A 15,282-nucleotide genomic window follows, 5' to 3' on the forward strand; every position below is an offset into this window, starting at 1 on the left:
ACTCCCCAGCGGTCACTGTGCTTGCTTCGGTCATAGGGACTCCCGCAGACCCGCCGGCACAGCCAGGTGGTTCTGCAGTACGACGCCCAGCGGCAAGGCGGCCACGAACGCGGAGTCCTGCGAGCCGTACGCCGGCCGGAGCAGGACGCGCGCGGTGGCGCCCAGGTTGTCGATCGCAGCGATCATGTCCGGAATCTGCTCGGCAGTCATCACCGTGCCGGTCACGACCATGCCGAAGTTCACCAGACCCGCGCCGCGGGCCTCCTCCTGCGCGGAGCGGTCGGCGGCGCGCGCCTCGGCGAGGCTACGGGCCGACGGGCGGCTCGACGTACTGGCGCGGAAGGAGGCGTTGCGCTTGTCGGCCTCCACCATCCGGGCCGCCGTACCGGCGTCCAGTGGACGGTAGAGCAGGGTGACCCGCTTGCGGTCGATGTCGACGTGCGGCGCGACCAGCTGCGAGAGCACCGACGAGAACACCTCACCACGCGGCGCCTGCGACATCTGCCACGTCACTGACCAGGCCGAGTCGTGCCGGTACTTGTCCCAGAACGACTGGGTGCCGGCCGGACCGACGTCGGTCCACTGCAGCTCGGGCGGCATGCCCTGGGCACGGGCCTCGTCGATCAGCCCGGCCGACGCCGGGTCGTACGCGATCCGGATGGCCTCGCAGAGCTCCTGCGCGGTGACCGGCCTGGCGGCACCAGCGCCGGTCGCGTTCAGGCTCTGGGTGAGAGCGGGCAGCCGGGCCGCGAGCTCGCGGCCCATGTCGTCTTCCTTACGCCGCTTGCCGCTCCGGTCGGTGCCCTTGAAGGTCAGGGCGACCCGGGCCGAGACCAGCGCCGAGCCCTCCGGGTAGGTCTGCACGACCTCGGTGAGCATCGCGCGGGCGATCGGCGGCGTACCGTCCATCATGTTGGAGCCGACCTCACGGCGCAGCCGGATACCGGTGTCCGGGGCGCTCTCCACCGTCACCGACGCGGCGACGATGCCGGGCTCGTGACCCAGCGACGCCAGCCACTGTCCCCAGTGCGCCACCCAGACGTCGACCTGCTCCTCGTCCACCAGCGAGGCGCCGTCCGGCTCCGCGTTGATCACGACCGTGAAGTGCCGCGTGCCCGGGTAGTAGAGCAGCGCGAACGGGCGCCCGTACGAATCCTGGTACTCGCTGAGCTGGGAGGAAGCGGCCAGACCGGGGAGCTGGAATTTACCCCATGCGGTCCGGCCGAGCGGACCGGAACGGTAGATGTTGTGCTTCGCCATCTTTGCTCGTTGCCATCCAATACGGGTCGAGATCCGTTGCAGCGCGGACTGGCCGTGCTTGTCCTTGCTCATCAGGAGCAGCAGCGCGACTCCGACGATCAGCAGCGTGACGACGGCGGCCTCGATACCGCCGGACATCGTCGCGATGACCACCGCCAGCAGGCCGCCCATCATGATGGCCGTGCCGAGCATGCCTAGCCCGGCGATGCCCGCCGAGGCTGGCTGCCGCCAGTTGCCGTAGGTGCGAGGTGCGCGTCGTACGTTCTCAGCCGCTGCCACTTGGTCCGTCCGGTGGTGGTGGTGACGATGGTGGTGGTTGTGGTGGGTCGTCGTTGGCGCCCTGTGGCCCCTGCGGCGGCGGCTGGTTGCCTCCGCCACCCTGTGGCTGGCCGCCCTGGTTCGGGTCGCTGCCTGACGGGTTGCCGCCACCGCCGCCACCGCCCCCACCGCCGGCATCGGGGTCGCCCATGCCCTCGTGGGAGAGCTGCTTCGCGCCGTCGTGGGCCGCCTTGCCTACCTTGTAGGCGGCCACTGCCACCGCCACTGGCGGTGCTGCAGAAGCAGCTCCGGCACCTGCACCGGCAGCCGCGCCACCACCGCCAGCGCCTGCAGCCGCGCCTTCGCCACCGGCTGCGGCAGCACCTTCACCACCCGCAGCCGCGCCTTCGCCGCCGCCGGCGGCACCCTCACCGCCGCCGCTCGGCGCCTGCTGTTGGGCGCGGCCGACGTTCTGGGCGCCGCTCGGGCCGTCATCCCCACCGCCGTCGCTGTCGCTGCCGCTGTCGCTGGCGGACTTGTTGGCCGACTGGGCCATCTTGTCCATGACCGGGGAAAGCTTCGCGGCGAGCGCACCAGCGCCGGCACCACCCGCGGTGGCCGCGACCATCGGCACGATGAACCGCATCAGGGCCGGCAGCGCGAACAGCGCGAGCACCAGCATCGTGAGACCGGTGACCACGTTCATCACCAGGCTGCCGACGTCCTCCGCGTTCGTGATGTCGAACTTCAGCGGGCCGTTGTCGTTGGCCACCAGCTTGATCGCGGTCGCATAGACGATCGCCGCCACCGGTTTGTACAGGATGAACGCGAGGATCCAGGCGATGATCCGTTTGAACCATGTTCGGCCCATCTCGGTGTTCGTCGCGGCGGCCGCCATCGGCAGCACGCCGAGCAGCAGGATCAGCATCGCGCTGCGGACGACCATCAGCACGATCTGAATCACGCCGGCGACCACGCAGAGGATGCCGACGGCAATCATGATGCCGATCAGCAGCGGCGAGCCGGCCAGCGCCGCGACCGCGGCGAAGCCGAGCACCAGCGCCATCTTCCCGCCGAACGCCTTCGCGTCGCCCGAGCCGATCTCGTCACAGTTCGGCACCCACCCCGAGTTCGAGGAGAGCGCGGAGCTGACGATGCACTGGGAGAACTTGTCACCGAGCGAGATCAGCGCCTGGGCGACGGCGATCGAGAACGCCGCCGCGACGGCGAGCGTGATCAGTGAGCGGAGCAGTTCGCGGGCCGACTCCCCGCGCTGGGTCCAGGCCATCTGCATGGCACCCACGACCAACCCGATGGCGGCGATGAACAGCGTGATGAACTGCGTGTGCGACCAGATCCAGCTGACCGAGTCGTTGGCCGGCTGACCCGGCGTACCGCCCTCGATGGACGGTGTCGGCACGTAGATCCAGAAGGTGGCGATCGTGCTCATCAGGGTGCCGACGGCCGATGAGATCGCGTCGAGAATTGGTTGGAACACGCGCTGCATCATCGCTTCCATACCGGGCACAAGGACCTTCTCGAGCGCTGTCTTCAGCAGACCCACGGCCCAATCGATTGCACCGAGCGGAATCATGTCAAGACGTCCTTGGCGAGACGAATCTGAGAATGGCCGGCAGTGCGACGACTGCCACGATCATCATCGTGACGCCCATGATGATCTTGAGGGTCTGCGGCGTGCCTTCCGGTGCACCCTTGGTGTCCGGCGTCGACATCAGGTAGAGCGCGGTGGCGTAGATCAGCGCGGCGACCGGTTTGTAGATGATGAATCCGGCCAGCCAGGCGAGGGCCCGTTTGAACCACATCATCCCCATCTCGGTGTTGGTCGCCGCCGCGGTCAACGGCAGCACACCGACGAGCAGCACGAGCATCCCGTAGCGGACGATCATCAGGCAGAGCTGGATGATCGAGGTGATCACCATCAGGATCCCGACGAAGATCACCAGCACGAAGCCGAACTGCTCGCCGGGACTCTTCAGCGGATCGGTCATCGTCTCGGCCAGCGCCTTGGCGAAGTCGTGGTTGTTCGCGGCCAGCGCCTGGTCGATGATCCAGCTCGAGAACCCGTCCGCCGCCGAGATCAGCGTCCCGGCGAAGGCCGTCGCGGAGGCTGTCACGACGACCAGCGTGATCAACGACCGGAGGATCTCCTTGGCCGGCTCACCACGGTGCGAGATCGCCATCTGGACCGCGCCCACGATCACCGCGAGCGAGGCGATGAACACCATGATGAAGTTCGTGTGCTCCTGGACCCACAGGGCCGGGGTGTTCTCGGCGATGTTCGGGGTCTTGATGTAGACCCAGAGCAGGCCGACCGCCTTCAGGACCGCCTCGACGGCCGCGACGACGATGTTCGCGATCGCCTGGAAGATGAAGTCGAAGAACTTGCCGAAGGCCCATTGCAGGGCGATCTTCAGGCCGTCCCTGATGCAGTCGTCCCAGTCCCAGGGCCACTTCGAGCATCCGAGGGCGATCATGACGCACCACTGAACCTTACGTAGCCGTTCAGACTCGACAGGATGTCCGGCTCCACCGAGCCGTTGAAGGTGCCGTCCTCCTGCAGTACGGCGTACCAGTCGCCATGGGACCACTGCATCGTGATCGGCAACGCGCCGTACGCCTTGTGGTTCAGGTCGGCGACGACCTGGATGATCGCCCGGGTCGCACCCGGCGGGTAGTCGAGCACCTTGAAGCCGGCGAACTGGACCTCACCGCCCGGCGTCGGCGGCGTCTTGAGCTGCTCCTTCGCCGCCGCGATGGCTGCGTTCCGTCCCGGACCGGGCAGCACCCGGGTCCGCAGGACGTCGAGGCTGACCTCGGGGTTCTGGATCTGGCCGAGCACCACCATCGCCGCGAGCACCGCCCCCGTCGGCGAGTGCGCGAAACACGAACGCACGCCGCCCGGGCTGGTGGCCGCGGGACCGCTGGCGGCCTGGATCGGCACCAGGATCTCGCCTTCGAACTGCCAGGTGACCGCGGCCGGGGCGGCCAGGCGCGGGATGCGCTGCTCCGGGCTCCGGTCGTGACAGCCACCGGTGTGGTTGTTCGGCGGGGGCGGCGCCGTCTTGGTCGGCTGCTCGGTCGGCTCGGGCGTCGCGGGCGGGCCGGTCGGCTCGGTGGGCTGTCCGGTAGGAGCCTCGGTGCTCGGAGACTGGCTGGGGTTCGCGGTCGGGGTGTCGTCCCGGCCGGACGCCATGAACCAGACCACCAGGCAGATCAGCACCGCTCCGATGACGATTGCCGACGCGATGAAGCCACGCTCCTCGAGGAAGCTGGTCTTCTCGCCGTCGGAATCGTCATCGGAGTCCGGGTTCCTGCTGAACAGTCCCACCTGCGATCAGCCTCCCAGCAGGTTGACGCGGGTCAGGATCACTTCAGAGCGTCCACAAGGGCAGTCGCCGCGCCGATCACGATGCAGGCCGCCAGCACCCAGCCGAGGCGGGCGGCGTGCTCGCCACCTTCACCGCGGCGCTGACCGACGGCCATCATGCCGCCGGCGATCAGGATGCCGAGAGTACAAACCATGTACGCGATCCACTTGACCCAGCCGAGAACCTTGGTCAGGCCGCCTTCGACCCCGGGCGGCGCCTCGAGCGGGAACACCGTGTTGACTTCGGTGACCAGGTGGTGAACGAACATCATGAGGGTGAAAACCTTTCAGTACGGGGCGGGGTAGTCCGCTGGGTTTGACGCGCGAAGTGCGTAGATGGATTCAAGGACTTCGAAAACCTCGTCCGGGGTGTTGTCAGGCGTCGGAGCCTCCCCTCTGCGCCACTCCTCGATCCACGGGATGTCCCAGACGCGCGGAACACCCCCACCGACGATGTCGGCGAAGTCGTCGAGGACCCGTGGCAACCGTCCCGGTGCGTCGGCGATCAGCACCAGGCCCAGGACGGCGACCCCCTGCACGACGCCGGAGGCCCACTCGATCGCGGCGCGCTGCGCGGCGCGCAGACCCGAGCCGTGGGTGCGGGCCACCAGGATCACCGGGGTCGGCACCGGCGGCGGCGGAATCGGCCACCGGTGATTGGCCGCCCGGGTGCCCGGGAGGAGTTGCGCCATCGTGGTCTCGCCGGCGCCACCGTGCACACCGACCCACCACAACGTGTCCGCCACCGGAATCGCGAATTTGGGCAGGCGCTGATCCTCCGCGGGCGCCGGCACCCCGTGCTGCGGGGCGGACGGCCCTCGCGGGGTGATGTCCGGCTGAGGTGTCGGGCCGGGTGACGGCTGTTGCGGACCCGGAGACTGGTCTCGTGTCCACGGGTTCTGCGTCATGGCCCCTCCTCTCGCGGTGCGTCACAGGCTGTCGCCCACAGTATTCTCTCGCTTTCCGGGTGTACTTTCGTGACCCATCCACAGGCGAGGATGTTTCTACCCCCTTGTCGGGGTCAGTCGAGCCGCCGGGCCCGCGCGGTTTCTGCGTGCCCGGAATCCGTGGCATGCCTCGTGCGGTGGACATGCTAGAACGAGGACGTCGGAGCCGGATGAGCGAGGGAGATCTGTGGCGGGAATGAGAGGTCATTGTGGCTGAGAAGGTCCCCTCCTGGCCAAAGGTCACGATTCGGCTGTACGACGACCACAACGCCGAGGTGAAGATCGCCGGCCGGAGCCACCCGGTCAACCACCACGACCCGCGCCAGGCCTCCATCCAGCTCGTCAGCGAGCGCGCGGCCCAGCTCGGCCGCGCCGTGAAGGCGACCGCGATCGAGTCCGACGGCGCCTCCTGGCCGCTGATCATCCACCCGGACGGGCAGGTCGAGGCCCTCGAACCCGAGGGCGGCGGCCGCGGCGGGGGCAAGAAGCCGATCTGGCCGATCGTCGTCGCGATGGTGACGGGCTGCGTGCTCGTCCTCGGCACCATCGTGTACGTCGCGGTGATCAAGCCCAACCTGCACAAGAAGCCGACCGTGACCGCGTCACCGCTGCTGCCGTCGCTGCCGGGCCCGGAGGTGCAACCGTACGAGTTCTCCCCGGGGACGGTCCCGCCGGGCTTCTCGACGCACGCCGGCTGGTCGGTCGACCTCGCCCAGGACAGCACGCCCGCGATCAAGCCGGACGGCACCGAGGTCGCGATCCTGACCAACGACCAGAAGGTCGCGGTCTTCGACAGCAACGGCAAGGTGCTGTGGCAGGACAAGGTGCCGAAGGACGCCGAAGCGCCGGTCTACACGACGATCGACAACAAGCTGGTGGTCGCGGTCGCCACGCAGGACACCCTGATCTACTGGGCCGGCGGTGGCGCGGAGCCGAAGCAGCTCAAGCTGCCCGATGGCGCGAAGGTGCAGTTCCTCGGCAAGTCCCCGCTGATCGTGCTGAGTGGCGAGGACGCCGGGTCGATGGTCGTGTCCGGCGGTGTCCTGAAGGCCGTCCAGAACCAGCTGCGGTTGTCGACGGTCCTGCTCGCCGAGGGCGATCGCGCGCTGATCGGGCTGTACAAGGGGCCGTTGTTCTGGAGTGCGCCGGACAAGCAGCTGCAGAAGGTGGAACCGCAGAAGCCGGGTGGCGCGCTGCAGATCCAGCAGGTGCTGGCAGCCAGCCCGGACTACGCCCTGGTGGCGTGGTCAACGAAGGACCCGGAGAAGATCATTCCCACGGTGCAGTCGACCGCGAGCGGCAAGGTCGTCGCGGTCTGCTCGCCGTCGAGCCTGAGCGACGTCCAGTCCTGGGACTGGGTGCCGGACCCGAACCGGAAGATCGCCGCCTGGGGTCAGTGCCTGATCAACCTGGCGAACCCCTGGGCCAAGATCCTCCAGGACTTCCACCCGCTGTCGATCACCGGCTCGCTGATCTACGGCACGATCGGCAGCAAGATGTACGCCGTGACTCCCGGCCGCACGCCGCACCCGCTGGACCCGGCGCCGACCCGTCCGTGGGGTATCGCCGGCCGGCACGCGATCGTCGTCTACGACTCGGTCCTGTACGCGCTGGACCCGGTGGCCAAGTGAAGCGCGCGACGCGGGTCCTGAGTGCGCTGGCGGCCGTCGGCGTACTGCTGGTGCCGTCCGCGCGGGCGCTGGCCGACAACAACGAGCCCGAGCCGACCGAGTGGCCGACGGTCGTGCAGCCCCAACAGGACGGTCAGTCGTCCGAGCCGGAGCCCACGGACTGGCCGACCGTCGTGCAACGGTAGGCCCCCGCCGAACGACAAGCCCTGCGAACGACAAGGCCCGCGATCCCTGACGGGACCGCGGGCCTTGGTGTTGGTGTTGCGGCGCTGAAGGTTTCTCGGCGCTGAGGTCAGCCGGCCGCGACCTCGAGGCGGACCGTGGCGGCCACCTCCGGGTGCAGCTGCACGGAGACCTGGTGCTTGCCGGTGGTCTTGATCGGCGACGCGATCGCGATCGCGCGCTTCTCGACCAGCGGGCCGCCGGCGGCCTTGATGGCACCGGCGATGTCGGCCGGGGTGACCGAACCGAACAGGCGGCCGGTGTCACCGGCCTTCACGTCCAGCGTCACGGCAAGCTGCTCGAGCTGGTTCTTGACCTCGCTCGCGTGCTCCTTGCCCTGGATCGCCCGGGCGTCACGCGCCCGCTTGATCGTCTGGATCTGCTTCTCCGCACCGCGGGTCCAGCCGATGGCCAGGCCGCGCGGGACGAGGTAGTTGCGGCCGTAGCCGTCCTTGACCTCGACGATGTCGCCGGGAGCCCCGAGGCCCTCGACCTCCTGAGACAGGATGAGCTTCATGGTCCGTGCCTCCCTCAGCGAGCCGTGCTCGTGTACGGCAGCAGGGCCACCTCACGAGCGTTCTTGATAGCGGTGGCCACATCGCGCTGGTGCTGCACGCAGTTCCCGGTCACCCGGCGGGCGCGGATCTTGCCGCGGTCCGAGATGAACTTGCGCAGCAGCGCGGTGTCCTTGTAATCGACGTACGTCGCCTTGTCCTTGCAGAAGCCGCAGACCTTCTTCTTCGGCTTCCGAATGATCTTGGCCATTGTGGTGCTCTCTTCCTACTTCCAGAGCCCGGCACGGATGCCGGAATGGTCACTGACTGGTTCTTGCGGGCCGATCAGAACGGGGGCTCCTCCATCGAGCCGCCGCCCTGGCTGGCCCAGGGGTCGTTCTGCGGGGCGGACTGGCCGCCACCGCCCTGCGGGGTCGCCCAGGGGTCGTTCTGCGGGGCGCTGCCACCTTGGCCGCCGCCTCCGTAGCCCCCACCCTGGTTCTGGTTGCCACCGCCACCACCGAAGCCGCCACCGCCGCCACCGTCACCGCCGCCGGGACCGGAGCGCATCGCCCGGGTCACCTTCGCGGTGGCGCTGCGCAGGCTCGGACCGACCTCGTCCACGTCGATCTCGAAGACCGTGCGCTTGTTGCCGTCACGGTCGTCGTACGAACGGGACTTCAGCCGGCCCTGCACGATCACGCGCATACCGCGCTGCAGCGACTCGGCGACGTTCTCCGCCGCCTGCCGCCAGACGGAGCAGCTCAGGAAGAGCGACTCGCCGTCCTTCCATTCCCCGGACTGCCGGTCGTACGTCCGTGGCGTCGACGCGATTCTGAAGTTCGCGACGGCGGCACCGGACGGCGTGAACCGGAGCTCGGGATCGTCGACAAGGTTGCCGACCAGTGTGACGACGGTTTCGCCTGCCATTGCCGTTCCTCCTGCTATCGGGTGTGGCTGTGTCTACAGCTATCAGTAGCGGCTGGAACCGACAGTACCGATGGCTGCTGACGACCCCAGGTTCAGTGCTGGTCCGGCCGGATGACCTTGGTGCGCAGGATCGACTCGTTCAGCGTGAGCTGACGGTCGAGCTCCTTCACGACCGCCGGCTCGGCGGTCAGGTCGACGACGGCATAGATGCCTTCGGACTTCTTCTTCACGTCATAAGCAAGCTTGCGACGACCCCAGATGTCGAGCTTCTCGACCGTGCCACCTTCCTTGCGGACGATGTTCAGGTACTGGTCGATGGACGGCTCCACGGTGCGCTCATCGAGCTCCGGGTCGAGGATCACCATGACTTCATAACGACGCATGCGCGAACTCCACCTCCTTCGGACTTGGCGGCCACGGTCTCTCCGTGGCAGGAGGGCGATGCGGTGTGCTTCGCGCCGGCACTTGCCACCGGCGCCAAACAATGAGCCCGGTCGATGGACCGGGCCACACCCAAGAGAATACCAGCGTCCGGACGGCCACTTGACCATATCCACAGGCCTGTTGCCGCCAAGCTGCCAACGTCTGGCCGGACGCGGCCACACCGCCCGCGCGGGCGTCCGATGACCTCACCGTCGGACCTCAGGACGCCGAACCGCGCGGAGGATTGTTCAACAATGAGCCCGGAGAATGAGTACCAGCGCAAGGCCAGGCTGGACCGCGAGGCGCGGAAGAAGCAGCTGGCGAAGCTGCGGGAGCGCGAGCGCAAGGCGCTCGACCGGGCCGAGAGCATCGCGCGCGAGCGGACGGGCCCCGAGCAGCACCAGCACCTCGCCGAGGCCCGCCGGCGGATCGAGGAACGCGAAGGCCGGATCGGCCAGGAGTTGAAGCGATCGCTCGAGGACCGTATCCAGAACGGCCCGAACCAGGCGGGCAAAGGCAGCGTCCAGCGCCTGGTCACTCTGGGGAACAGGGTGTTCGGGGACGGCCGGACCGCGATCGACCTGGCCCAGACACTGATCTCGTACGGCAAGCAGCTCGAGCAGACGTGGAAAGCGTTCGGCAGTTACACGCCGCCGCAACCCGTGCGGGAGACGCGGGCGGAGGAGCGTGAGCGGCTGGCACGAGAGATCGCGGAGCGGGATCGGGAGCGCGCCGAGCGGAACATTGAGCAAGTGCAACGCATCCTGGAGGCCCACGGACCCTTTTCACCCGGCGCGAGGCTCACACCGGATCAGGTCAGGGAGCAGGAAGCACGGTCTCGCTCGCGGTCGCGGGATTCGCGTGAGGTGGGTCCGCGGGAGCGAGGTCGTGGCGGCCGTGGCGACTGATCCGGACCAGGACAAGGACGAGCAGCGGTACGGCGAGAGCGAGTGAGACCGCGGCCAGGACCGGGAACCCGCCGAGTGTGAACAGCCACGGGGACGCCGCGGTGGCCAGCGCCGCGACAGTCCAGATCGACGACTCGACGCGACTCTCCAACTCAGCCGATCCGAGCTGTGCACTGCCTCCGAGATAACAGAGGTTCCACGCGTACCCGAGCAGGAACAGCGCAGGCGTGAACAACAGTCCGGTCTGCGTCATCAGTACGGCGGACGCGAGCAAACCGACCAGTCCGGCGAGCATCACGACCCGCGCCCCGAACCGGTCGATCAACCAGCCCGTCAGCGGCGACAGCGCGAACATCCCCAGGGTGTGGACAGACAGCATGACCCCGAGCACGCCAAGCCCTTCGTGGTGCTGGTGCGCGTGAACCGGTACAGCGCTCGTCAGCGACACCATCACCACGTGCCCCACGACCATCACACCCGCAGCCAGTAATACAGGTCGCTTTGCCGAGTCCTGACGCACCTGGAGCACGTCAGCGGAGTCGGTACGCCGGATGTACGTCGAAGCGACGAGTGCGGAGAACACCGCGGCCACTGCGAGCAGGAAGGGCCCCGCGATCGCCGGAAGTCCGAATCCGGAGGCGAACGACTGTGACGGCGCCATCAGGAACGGTCCGCCCGCCGCACCGATCGTGCTGGCCCAGACGACGGTGCTCATCGCCCGTGCCCTCCGAGCAAGCGGTACGGCGTCTGCTGCGGCGTACCGCGACAGAAGGCTCGCTGCGTTGCCGACACCGAGCAGGAACATGCCGACGAAGAGTAGGGCGACCGGTGCGCCCACTGCGGCGAGGACGGTGAGCGCTCCGCCGGCTACGCCCACGCCGTACCCGGTGCGGAGCGCTTGGGCGCGACTGAGGCGGGCTGTCCAGCGGCCGACCAGCATGGCGCCGGCGGCAGTGCCGAGGACACCGGCGGTGTTGGGGAGACCGGCGAGTGCGGGGCCGAGGTCATCGGCGATCAGGATGGCGCTGACTGCACTGGCGGCGACCATCGCGGCGTTCATCAGGGCGGCGGCGAGAACGACGGGGAACAACATGCTCACAACGCTAGAAAGGCGCGCGCCCCCGAAGAATGGTCGAAGGAAGGCGTCAGGCCTTGTGGAGTACCGATATCGAAGGTGTTCTGGGGAGATGACCTTTCAGGAGCGCGAACTGGACTCCACCGACTGGCAGATCCTGGCCGCGTTGCAGTCGGACGGCCGGCTGTCCTTCAACCAGCTCGCCAAGCGCGTCAACCTCTCCCCACCTGCCGTCGCCGACCGGGTACGACGCCTCGAAGAGGCCGGCGTCATCACCGGCTACCGCGCCGCGGTGGACCCCGCGAAGGCCGGCCAACCGCTGTCCGCCTTCGTCCAGATGCGCTGTACGACGGGGCGCTGCCTACTGAAGACGACGCGCGCGGAGGACTTCCCGGAAGTACTCGAGATCCACAAGCTGAGCGGCAACTCGTGCTCGATGCTGCGGGTTCGCGTGACGTCGATGCGGCATCTCGAGGGGCTGTTCGAGCGGCTCGGGGAGCACGGTGAGATGAACACGCACATCGTGTTGTCCACAGAGTTCGAGGGGCGTGCGGTGCAGGAACCGACGACCGACGAGCGGAAGGTGACCCGGTCGCCCGGGTGGGGTTCCTGAACTTGTCCGTGGGCGGTTCTAGGGTGGTGTCATGACTGTGAAGTTGGGTGCGCACGTAGACCAGGACGACCCGTTGGCCGAGGCGGCCGATCGGGGTGCTGACCTGGTGCAGTTCTTCCTGGGGAATCCGCAGGACTACAAGGCGCCCAAGCTCGCCTACGCCGACGGCGAGGAGGCACTCAAGGAGCGGGCCGCCGCCGCGGGCGTCGACCTGTACGTGCACGCGCCGTACCGGTTGAACGTGGCGAACACGAACAACCGGATCCGGATCCCGAGCCGGAAGCTGCTGCAGCAGACGCTGGACAAGGCGGCCGAGATCGACGTCAAGGGCGTGATCGTGCACGGCGGGCACGTCGGCGACGAGGACGACCCGGAGGCCGGGTTCGACAACTGGCGCAAGTGCATCGAGCGCGCGGAGCTCCCGGTGCCGCTGCTGATCGAGAACACCGCCGGCGGTGAGAACGCGATGGCCCGCCAGCTGGAGCGGATCGCCCGGCTGTGGGACGCGGTGCAGGCGTCCGGCAACGACCGGCTGGAGAACGTCGGATTCTGCCTGGACACCTGCCACTTCCACGCGGCCGGTGAGGAGCTGCCGACGGTCGTCGAGCGGGTGCTGGCGATCACCGGGCGGATTGACCTGGTGCACGCCAACGGGTCACGGGACGAGTTCGGCTCGGGCGCGGACCGGCACAGCAACTTCGAGGAGGGTCATATCGACCCGGCCGACATCGTTGCGGTCGTCCAGGCGGCCGGCGCCCCGGTCGTCGTCGAGACCCCGACCGCGAACAACGGGCAGAAGGCCGACCTCGACTACCTTCGGACGCACCTCAGCTAGGCGGAACCTCAGCTAGGCCGCGCCTCGCTCTTCACGCGGTCCAGGCCGTGCATCCAGTACGTCAAGGCCCACGGGAGGAGCAGCGCCAGCGCCGACGAGTTGGTGGCCGGGACGAGCAGGCCGCAGATGACGGCGATCGCCACGACCAGCGTGCTCACCTGGAACACGTCGATGCGGCCGAGGACGGGGGTCCGCAGGGTGATCGTGGTCCGCGCGCAAGCGACGTACCCGGCGATGAGCGCGAGCAGGCAGAGGACGACCACGACTGCGCCGAGGGTGGCGAGGGCGCTGTAGCTCCGGTAGCTCTGGGCCATGCCGGAGATCAGGAAGACGCCGGCCAGGACGGTCAGCCAGGCGCAGGACCACAGGAAGCGGGCCACCGTGGCACGCTGCTTGGCTTCCGCCTCTTCCGCGAGCTCTGCCTCGGTCTTCGGCTCGGTTTTCGGCTCGGGCGTCGCTTCGGCGGCGGCGTCGTTCCCGGATTCCGCGTCAGAGCCGGTCTCGGACGTGGTCACAGGATCGGCGTCCGGGACGGGCTCGGGGTCTGACTGCGGCATGCCTGTGACGGTAGCGCAGAATGAGGCTATGCAGCCCTGGTCGGACCGGTTCCCCGAACTGTTCACCTCCGGCTACTGGGAGTGGGGCGACCTCGACGTTCGGTACACGCTCGAGGAACCGCAGGACGAGCTGATCAGCAACGTCCACGTCGTCTGCCGGACCGCCGGCGGAATCGTTGTGTGCGCCAACGACCTCGGCTGGCGTTTCCTCCCCGGCGGGACCCGCGAACCCGGTGAGACGATCGAGCAGCTCGTCGAGGGTGAGCTGCTCGAGGAGGCCGGCGCCCGCTTGACCGGGCCGATGACCTGGCTGGGTGCGCATCGCGCCGATCACCGCCGCCCCGCGCCGTACCGTCCGCACCTGCCGCATCCGGTCTCGTACTGGGCGAACTTCGTCGCAGACGCCGTGATCGAGCAGGAGCCGACCAACCCCGAGGACGGCGAGCAGGTGACCGACGTCCTGGTGCTGCCTCCGGACGAGGCGGCGACGTACCTCGAAGGTCAGCCCGACGGGGTGATGGGCCCGATCGTCAGGCTGGCTCAGGCAATGCAGCTGGTTTAGCAGCGCGCCAAGGCAGCAGTACGGCGCTCAGCGCGCAGGCGATCCCCGCGACCCAGAGGGCGCCACGCGTCCCGACCAGCGTCGCGAGCACGCCACCGAGCGCGATGAACGCGGGCTGCACGCACCGCGAACTGATCGACCACGAACCCACGACTCGCGCCATGTACGCGTCCTCGGTCACCTCCATCCGGTACGTCGCGAACGACGGGTTGAACGCGCCGGCGCCGACCAGCAGCGCCGTCTCGGCCAGCGTCAGCAGGACGAACCCGCCCCACCCGGGCGGCGCCAGCGGGAGCAGCAGCAGCCAGGGGGCCCGCAGTACGCCGAACACCAGCAGCATCCAGTGCAGCCCGTACCGCTTGGTGAGCCGCGGCGCCATCCGCGCGCCGATCACCCCACCGATGCAGGAGATACCGAGGAACACGCCGTAGCTCCACGCGGCGAGTCCGAGGTCGCGCAGCATGAAGACGGCCAGCAACGGCGAGATCATCATGGCCGGCCCGCCGAACAACTGCGAGTTCCAGAACAGGGCGCGCAGGCCCCGATGCCGCAGGATGTAGCGCCAGCCGGCGGTGAAGTCGGCGCGGCCCTCGCGCTTCACCGGCTCGGGCTCGGGCGCCTGGATCCGCCGGATGCCGAGCGCCGACCCGAGGAACGACACCGCGTCGACCGCCAGCGTGATCGTCGCACCGACCAGACTGACCAGTGCGCCGCCGACCGCCGGACCGATACTCAGCGAGATCCAGTTGGTCTGCTCGAACCGGCTGTTGGCCTCGGCCCGTCCCTCGGCCGGCACCAGCGCCTTCAGGTGCGCCCCACTCGCCGATTGGAACGCGATCGTCCCAGCCGCCTGCAGCACCCCCGCCACGCACAGCAGTAGATAAGTCAGTACGCCGAACGCGGCCGCGATCGGCACCGAGGCCAGCGCGGCGAACCGCACAAGGTCCGCCGCGATCATCACCGGCCGCTTCCGGCGCTGCTCGATGAAGTCCCCCATCGGCAACGCGAGCGCGGCGCCGGCCACCGCGGAGATCGCGGCGAGCATCGAGACCTGCAGGGTGCTCGAGTCGAGCGCCAGGACGGCGACCAGTGGCAAGGCGCCGAGACCAACCGCCGATCCGAAGGCACTGACCGTGAACGCGAACCACAACCGACGGAAGTCTCGACCCAAAGACATCC

The 15,282-nt window shown here is 68.6% G+C and carries 19 protein-coding genes; 6 read left to right on the top strand and 13 right to left on the bottom strand.

What is annotated here, in order from left to right; translation table 11 throughout:
- Positions 1-30 precede the first annotated feature (30 nt).
- Genes ACWGID_RS11000 through ACWGID_RS11025 form a run of 6 tightly spaced genes read right to left on the bottom strand, consistent with a single transcriptional unit; the run spans position 31 to position 5,814 of the window.
- Positions 31-1,539, bottom strand: a complete 1,509-nt coding sequence (locus ACWGID_RS11000) for an SCO6880 family protein (RefSeq protein WP_452196250.1) — start codon at positions 1,537-1,539, stop codon at positions 31-33.
- A complete protein-coding gene (locus tag ACWGID_RS11005; RefSeq protein ID WP_452196251.1) occupies positions 1,526-3,112 on the bottom strand; it encodes a hypothetical protein in 1,587 nt (528 codons plus the stop codon). The genes ACWGID_RS11000 and ACWGID_RS11005 overlap by 14 nt, the downstream gene beginning before the upstream one ends.
- 1 nt (position 3,113) lies before the next feature.
- Complete coding sequence (locus tag ACWGID_RS11010) at positions 3,114-4,013, bottom strand: hypothetical protein (RefSeq protein ID WP_452196252.1); 900 nt, start codon at positions 4,011-4,013, stop codon at positions 3,114-3,116.
- Complete coding sequence (locus ACWGID_RS11015) at positions 4,010-4,867, bottom strand: hypothetical protein (protein ID WP_452196253.1); 858 nt, start codon at positions 4,865-4,867, stop codon at positions 4,010-4,012. Before ACWGID_RS11015 ends, ACWGID_RS11010 begins: the two co-directional genes overlap by 4 nt.
- A gap of 38 nt (positions 4,868-4,905) precedes the next feature.
- Positions 4,906-5,178, bottom strand: coding sequence for a TrbC/VirB2 family protein (locus ACWGID_RS11020; RefSeq protein ID WP_452196254.1), 273 nt, complete (start codon positions 5,176-5,178; stop codon positions 4,906-4,908).
- A gap of 15 nt (positions 5,179-5,193) precedes the next feature.
- The gene (locus ACWGID_RS11025) at positions 5,194-5,814 is read right to left on the bottom strand and encodes a DUF6668 family protein (protein WP_452196255.1); all 621 of its coding nucleotides are present in this window, start codon (positions 5,812-5,814) and stop codon (positions 5,194-5,196) included.
- Positions 5,815-6,062: 248 nt separating this feature from the next.
- On the opposite strand from ACWGID_RS11025, the gene ACWGID_RS11030 reads away from it, so the two are divergent.
- Complete coding sequence (locus ACWGID_RS11030) at positions 6,063-7,484, top strand: hypothetical protein (protein ID WP_452196256.1); 1,422 nt, start codon at positions 6,063-6,065, stop codon at positions 7,482-7,484.
- Positions 7,481-7,669, top strand: coding sequence for a hypothetical protein (locus ACWGID_RS11035; protein WP_452196257.1), 189 nt, complete (start codon positions 7,481-7,483; stop codon positions 7,667-7,669). Before ACWGID_RS11030 ends, ACWGID_RS11035 begins: the two co-directional genes overlap by 4 nt.
- Before the next feature lie 107 nt (positions 7,670-7,776).
- Here the strand turns inward: ACWGID_RS11035 and rplI are convergent, their stop codons facing one another.
- The 4 genes from rplI to rpsF form a co-directional block, all read right to left on the bottom strand.
- On the bottom strand, positions 7,777-8,223 hold the full coding sequence (rplI, locus tag ACWGID_RS11040; protein WP_387768723.1) for a 50S ribosomal protein L9: 447 nt from the start codon (positions 8,221-8,223) through the stop codon (positions 7,777-7,779).
- Between the two features lie 14 nt (positions 8,224-8,237).
- Positions 8,238-8,471, bottom strand: coding sequence for a 30S ribosomal protein S18 (rpsR, locus tag ACWGID_RS11045; protein ID WP_012924539.1), 234 nt, complete (start codon positions 8,469-8,471; stop codon positions 8,238-8,240).
- A 74-nt stretch (positions 8,472-8,545) separates the two neighbouring features.
- Positions 8,546-9,130 carry a single-stranded DNA-binding protein gene (locus ACWGID_RS11050; protein ID WP_452196258.1) on the bottom strand — a complete coding sequence of 195 codons (585 nt, stop codon included), beginning with the start codon at positions 9,128-9,130 and terminating at the stop codon, positions 8,546-8,548.
- Positions 9,131-9,222: 92 nt separating this feature from the next.
- On the bottom strand, positions 9,223-9,513 hold the full coding sequence (rpsF, locus tag ACWGID_RS11055; RefSeq protein ID WP_130386399.1) for a 30S ribosomal protein S6: 291 nt from the start codon (positions 9,511-9,513) through the stop codon (positions 9,223-9,225).
- A 294-nt stretch (positions 9,514-9,807) separates the two neighbouring features.
- On the opposite strand from rpsF, the gene ACWGID_RS11060 reads away from it, so the two are divergent.
- Positions 9,808-10,461, top strand: a complete 654-nt coding sequence (locus tag ACWGID_RS11060) for a hypothetical protein (RefSeq protein ID WP_452196259.1) — start codon at positions 9,808-9,810, stop codon at positions 10,459-10,461.
- Here the strand turns inward: ACWGID_RS11060 and ACWGID_RS11065 are convergent.
- Complete coding sequence (locus tag ACWGID_RS11065) at positions 10,370-11,554, bottom strand: MFS transporter (protein WP_452196260.1); 1,185 nt, start codon at positions 11,552-11,554, stop codon at positions 10,370-10,372. The genes ACWGID_RS11060 and ACWGID_RS11065 overlap by 92 nt on opposite strands.
- Positions 11,555-11,648: 94 nt before the next feature.
- On the opposite strand from ACWGID_RS11065, the gene ACWGID_RS11070 reads away from it, so the two are divergent.
- Positions 11,649-12,149 (top strand): Lrp/AsnC family transcriptional regulator, encoded by a 501-nt coding sequence (locus ACWGID_RS11070; protein ID WP_452196261.1) that lies wholly within the window; start codon positions 11,649-11,651, stop codon positions 12,147-12,149.
- Between the two features lie 31 nt (positions 12,150-12,180).
- A complete protein-coding gene (locus ACWGID_RS11075) occupies positions 12,181-12,984 on the top strand; it encodes a deoxyribonuclease IV (RefSeq protein ID WP_452196262.1) in 804 nt (267 codons plus the stop codon).
- An 8-nt stretch (positions 12,985-12,992) separates the two neighbouring features.
- On the opposite strand, the gene ACWGID_RS11080 is transcribed toward ACWGID_RS11075, so the two are convergent.
- A complete protein-coding gene (locus ACWGID_RS11080) occupies positions 12,993-13,541 on the bottom strand; it encodes a hypothetical protein (RefSeq protein WP_452196263.1) in 549 nt (182 codons plus the stop codon).
- Between the two features lie 28 nt (positions 13,542-13,569).
- Here ACWGID_RS11080 and ACWGID_RS11085 point away from each other — a divergent pair, with 28 nt between their 5' ends.
- Complete coding sequence (locus ACWGID_RS11085) at positions 13,570-14,103, top strand: NUDIX domain-containing protein (protein WP_452196264.1); 534 nt, start codon at positions 13,570-13,572, stop codon at positions 14,101-14,103.
- Here ACWGID_RS11085 and ACWGID_RS11090 read toward each other — a convergent pair.
- Positions 14,072-15,280 (bottom strand): MFS transporter, encoded by a 1,209-nt coding sequence (locus ACWGID_RS11090; protein ID WP_452196265.1) that lies wholly within the window; start codon positions 15,278-15,280, stop codon positions 14,072-14,074. The two genes, ACWGID_RS11085 and ACWGID_RS11090, sit on opposite strands and share 32 nt — an antisense overlap.
- Between the last annotated feature and the right edge of the window lie 2 nt (positions 15,281-15,282).

This window comes from Kribbella sp. NPDC054772 (assembly GCF_053611945.1).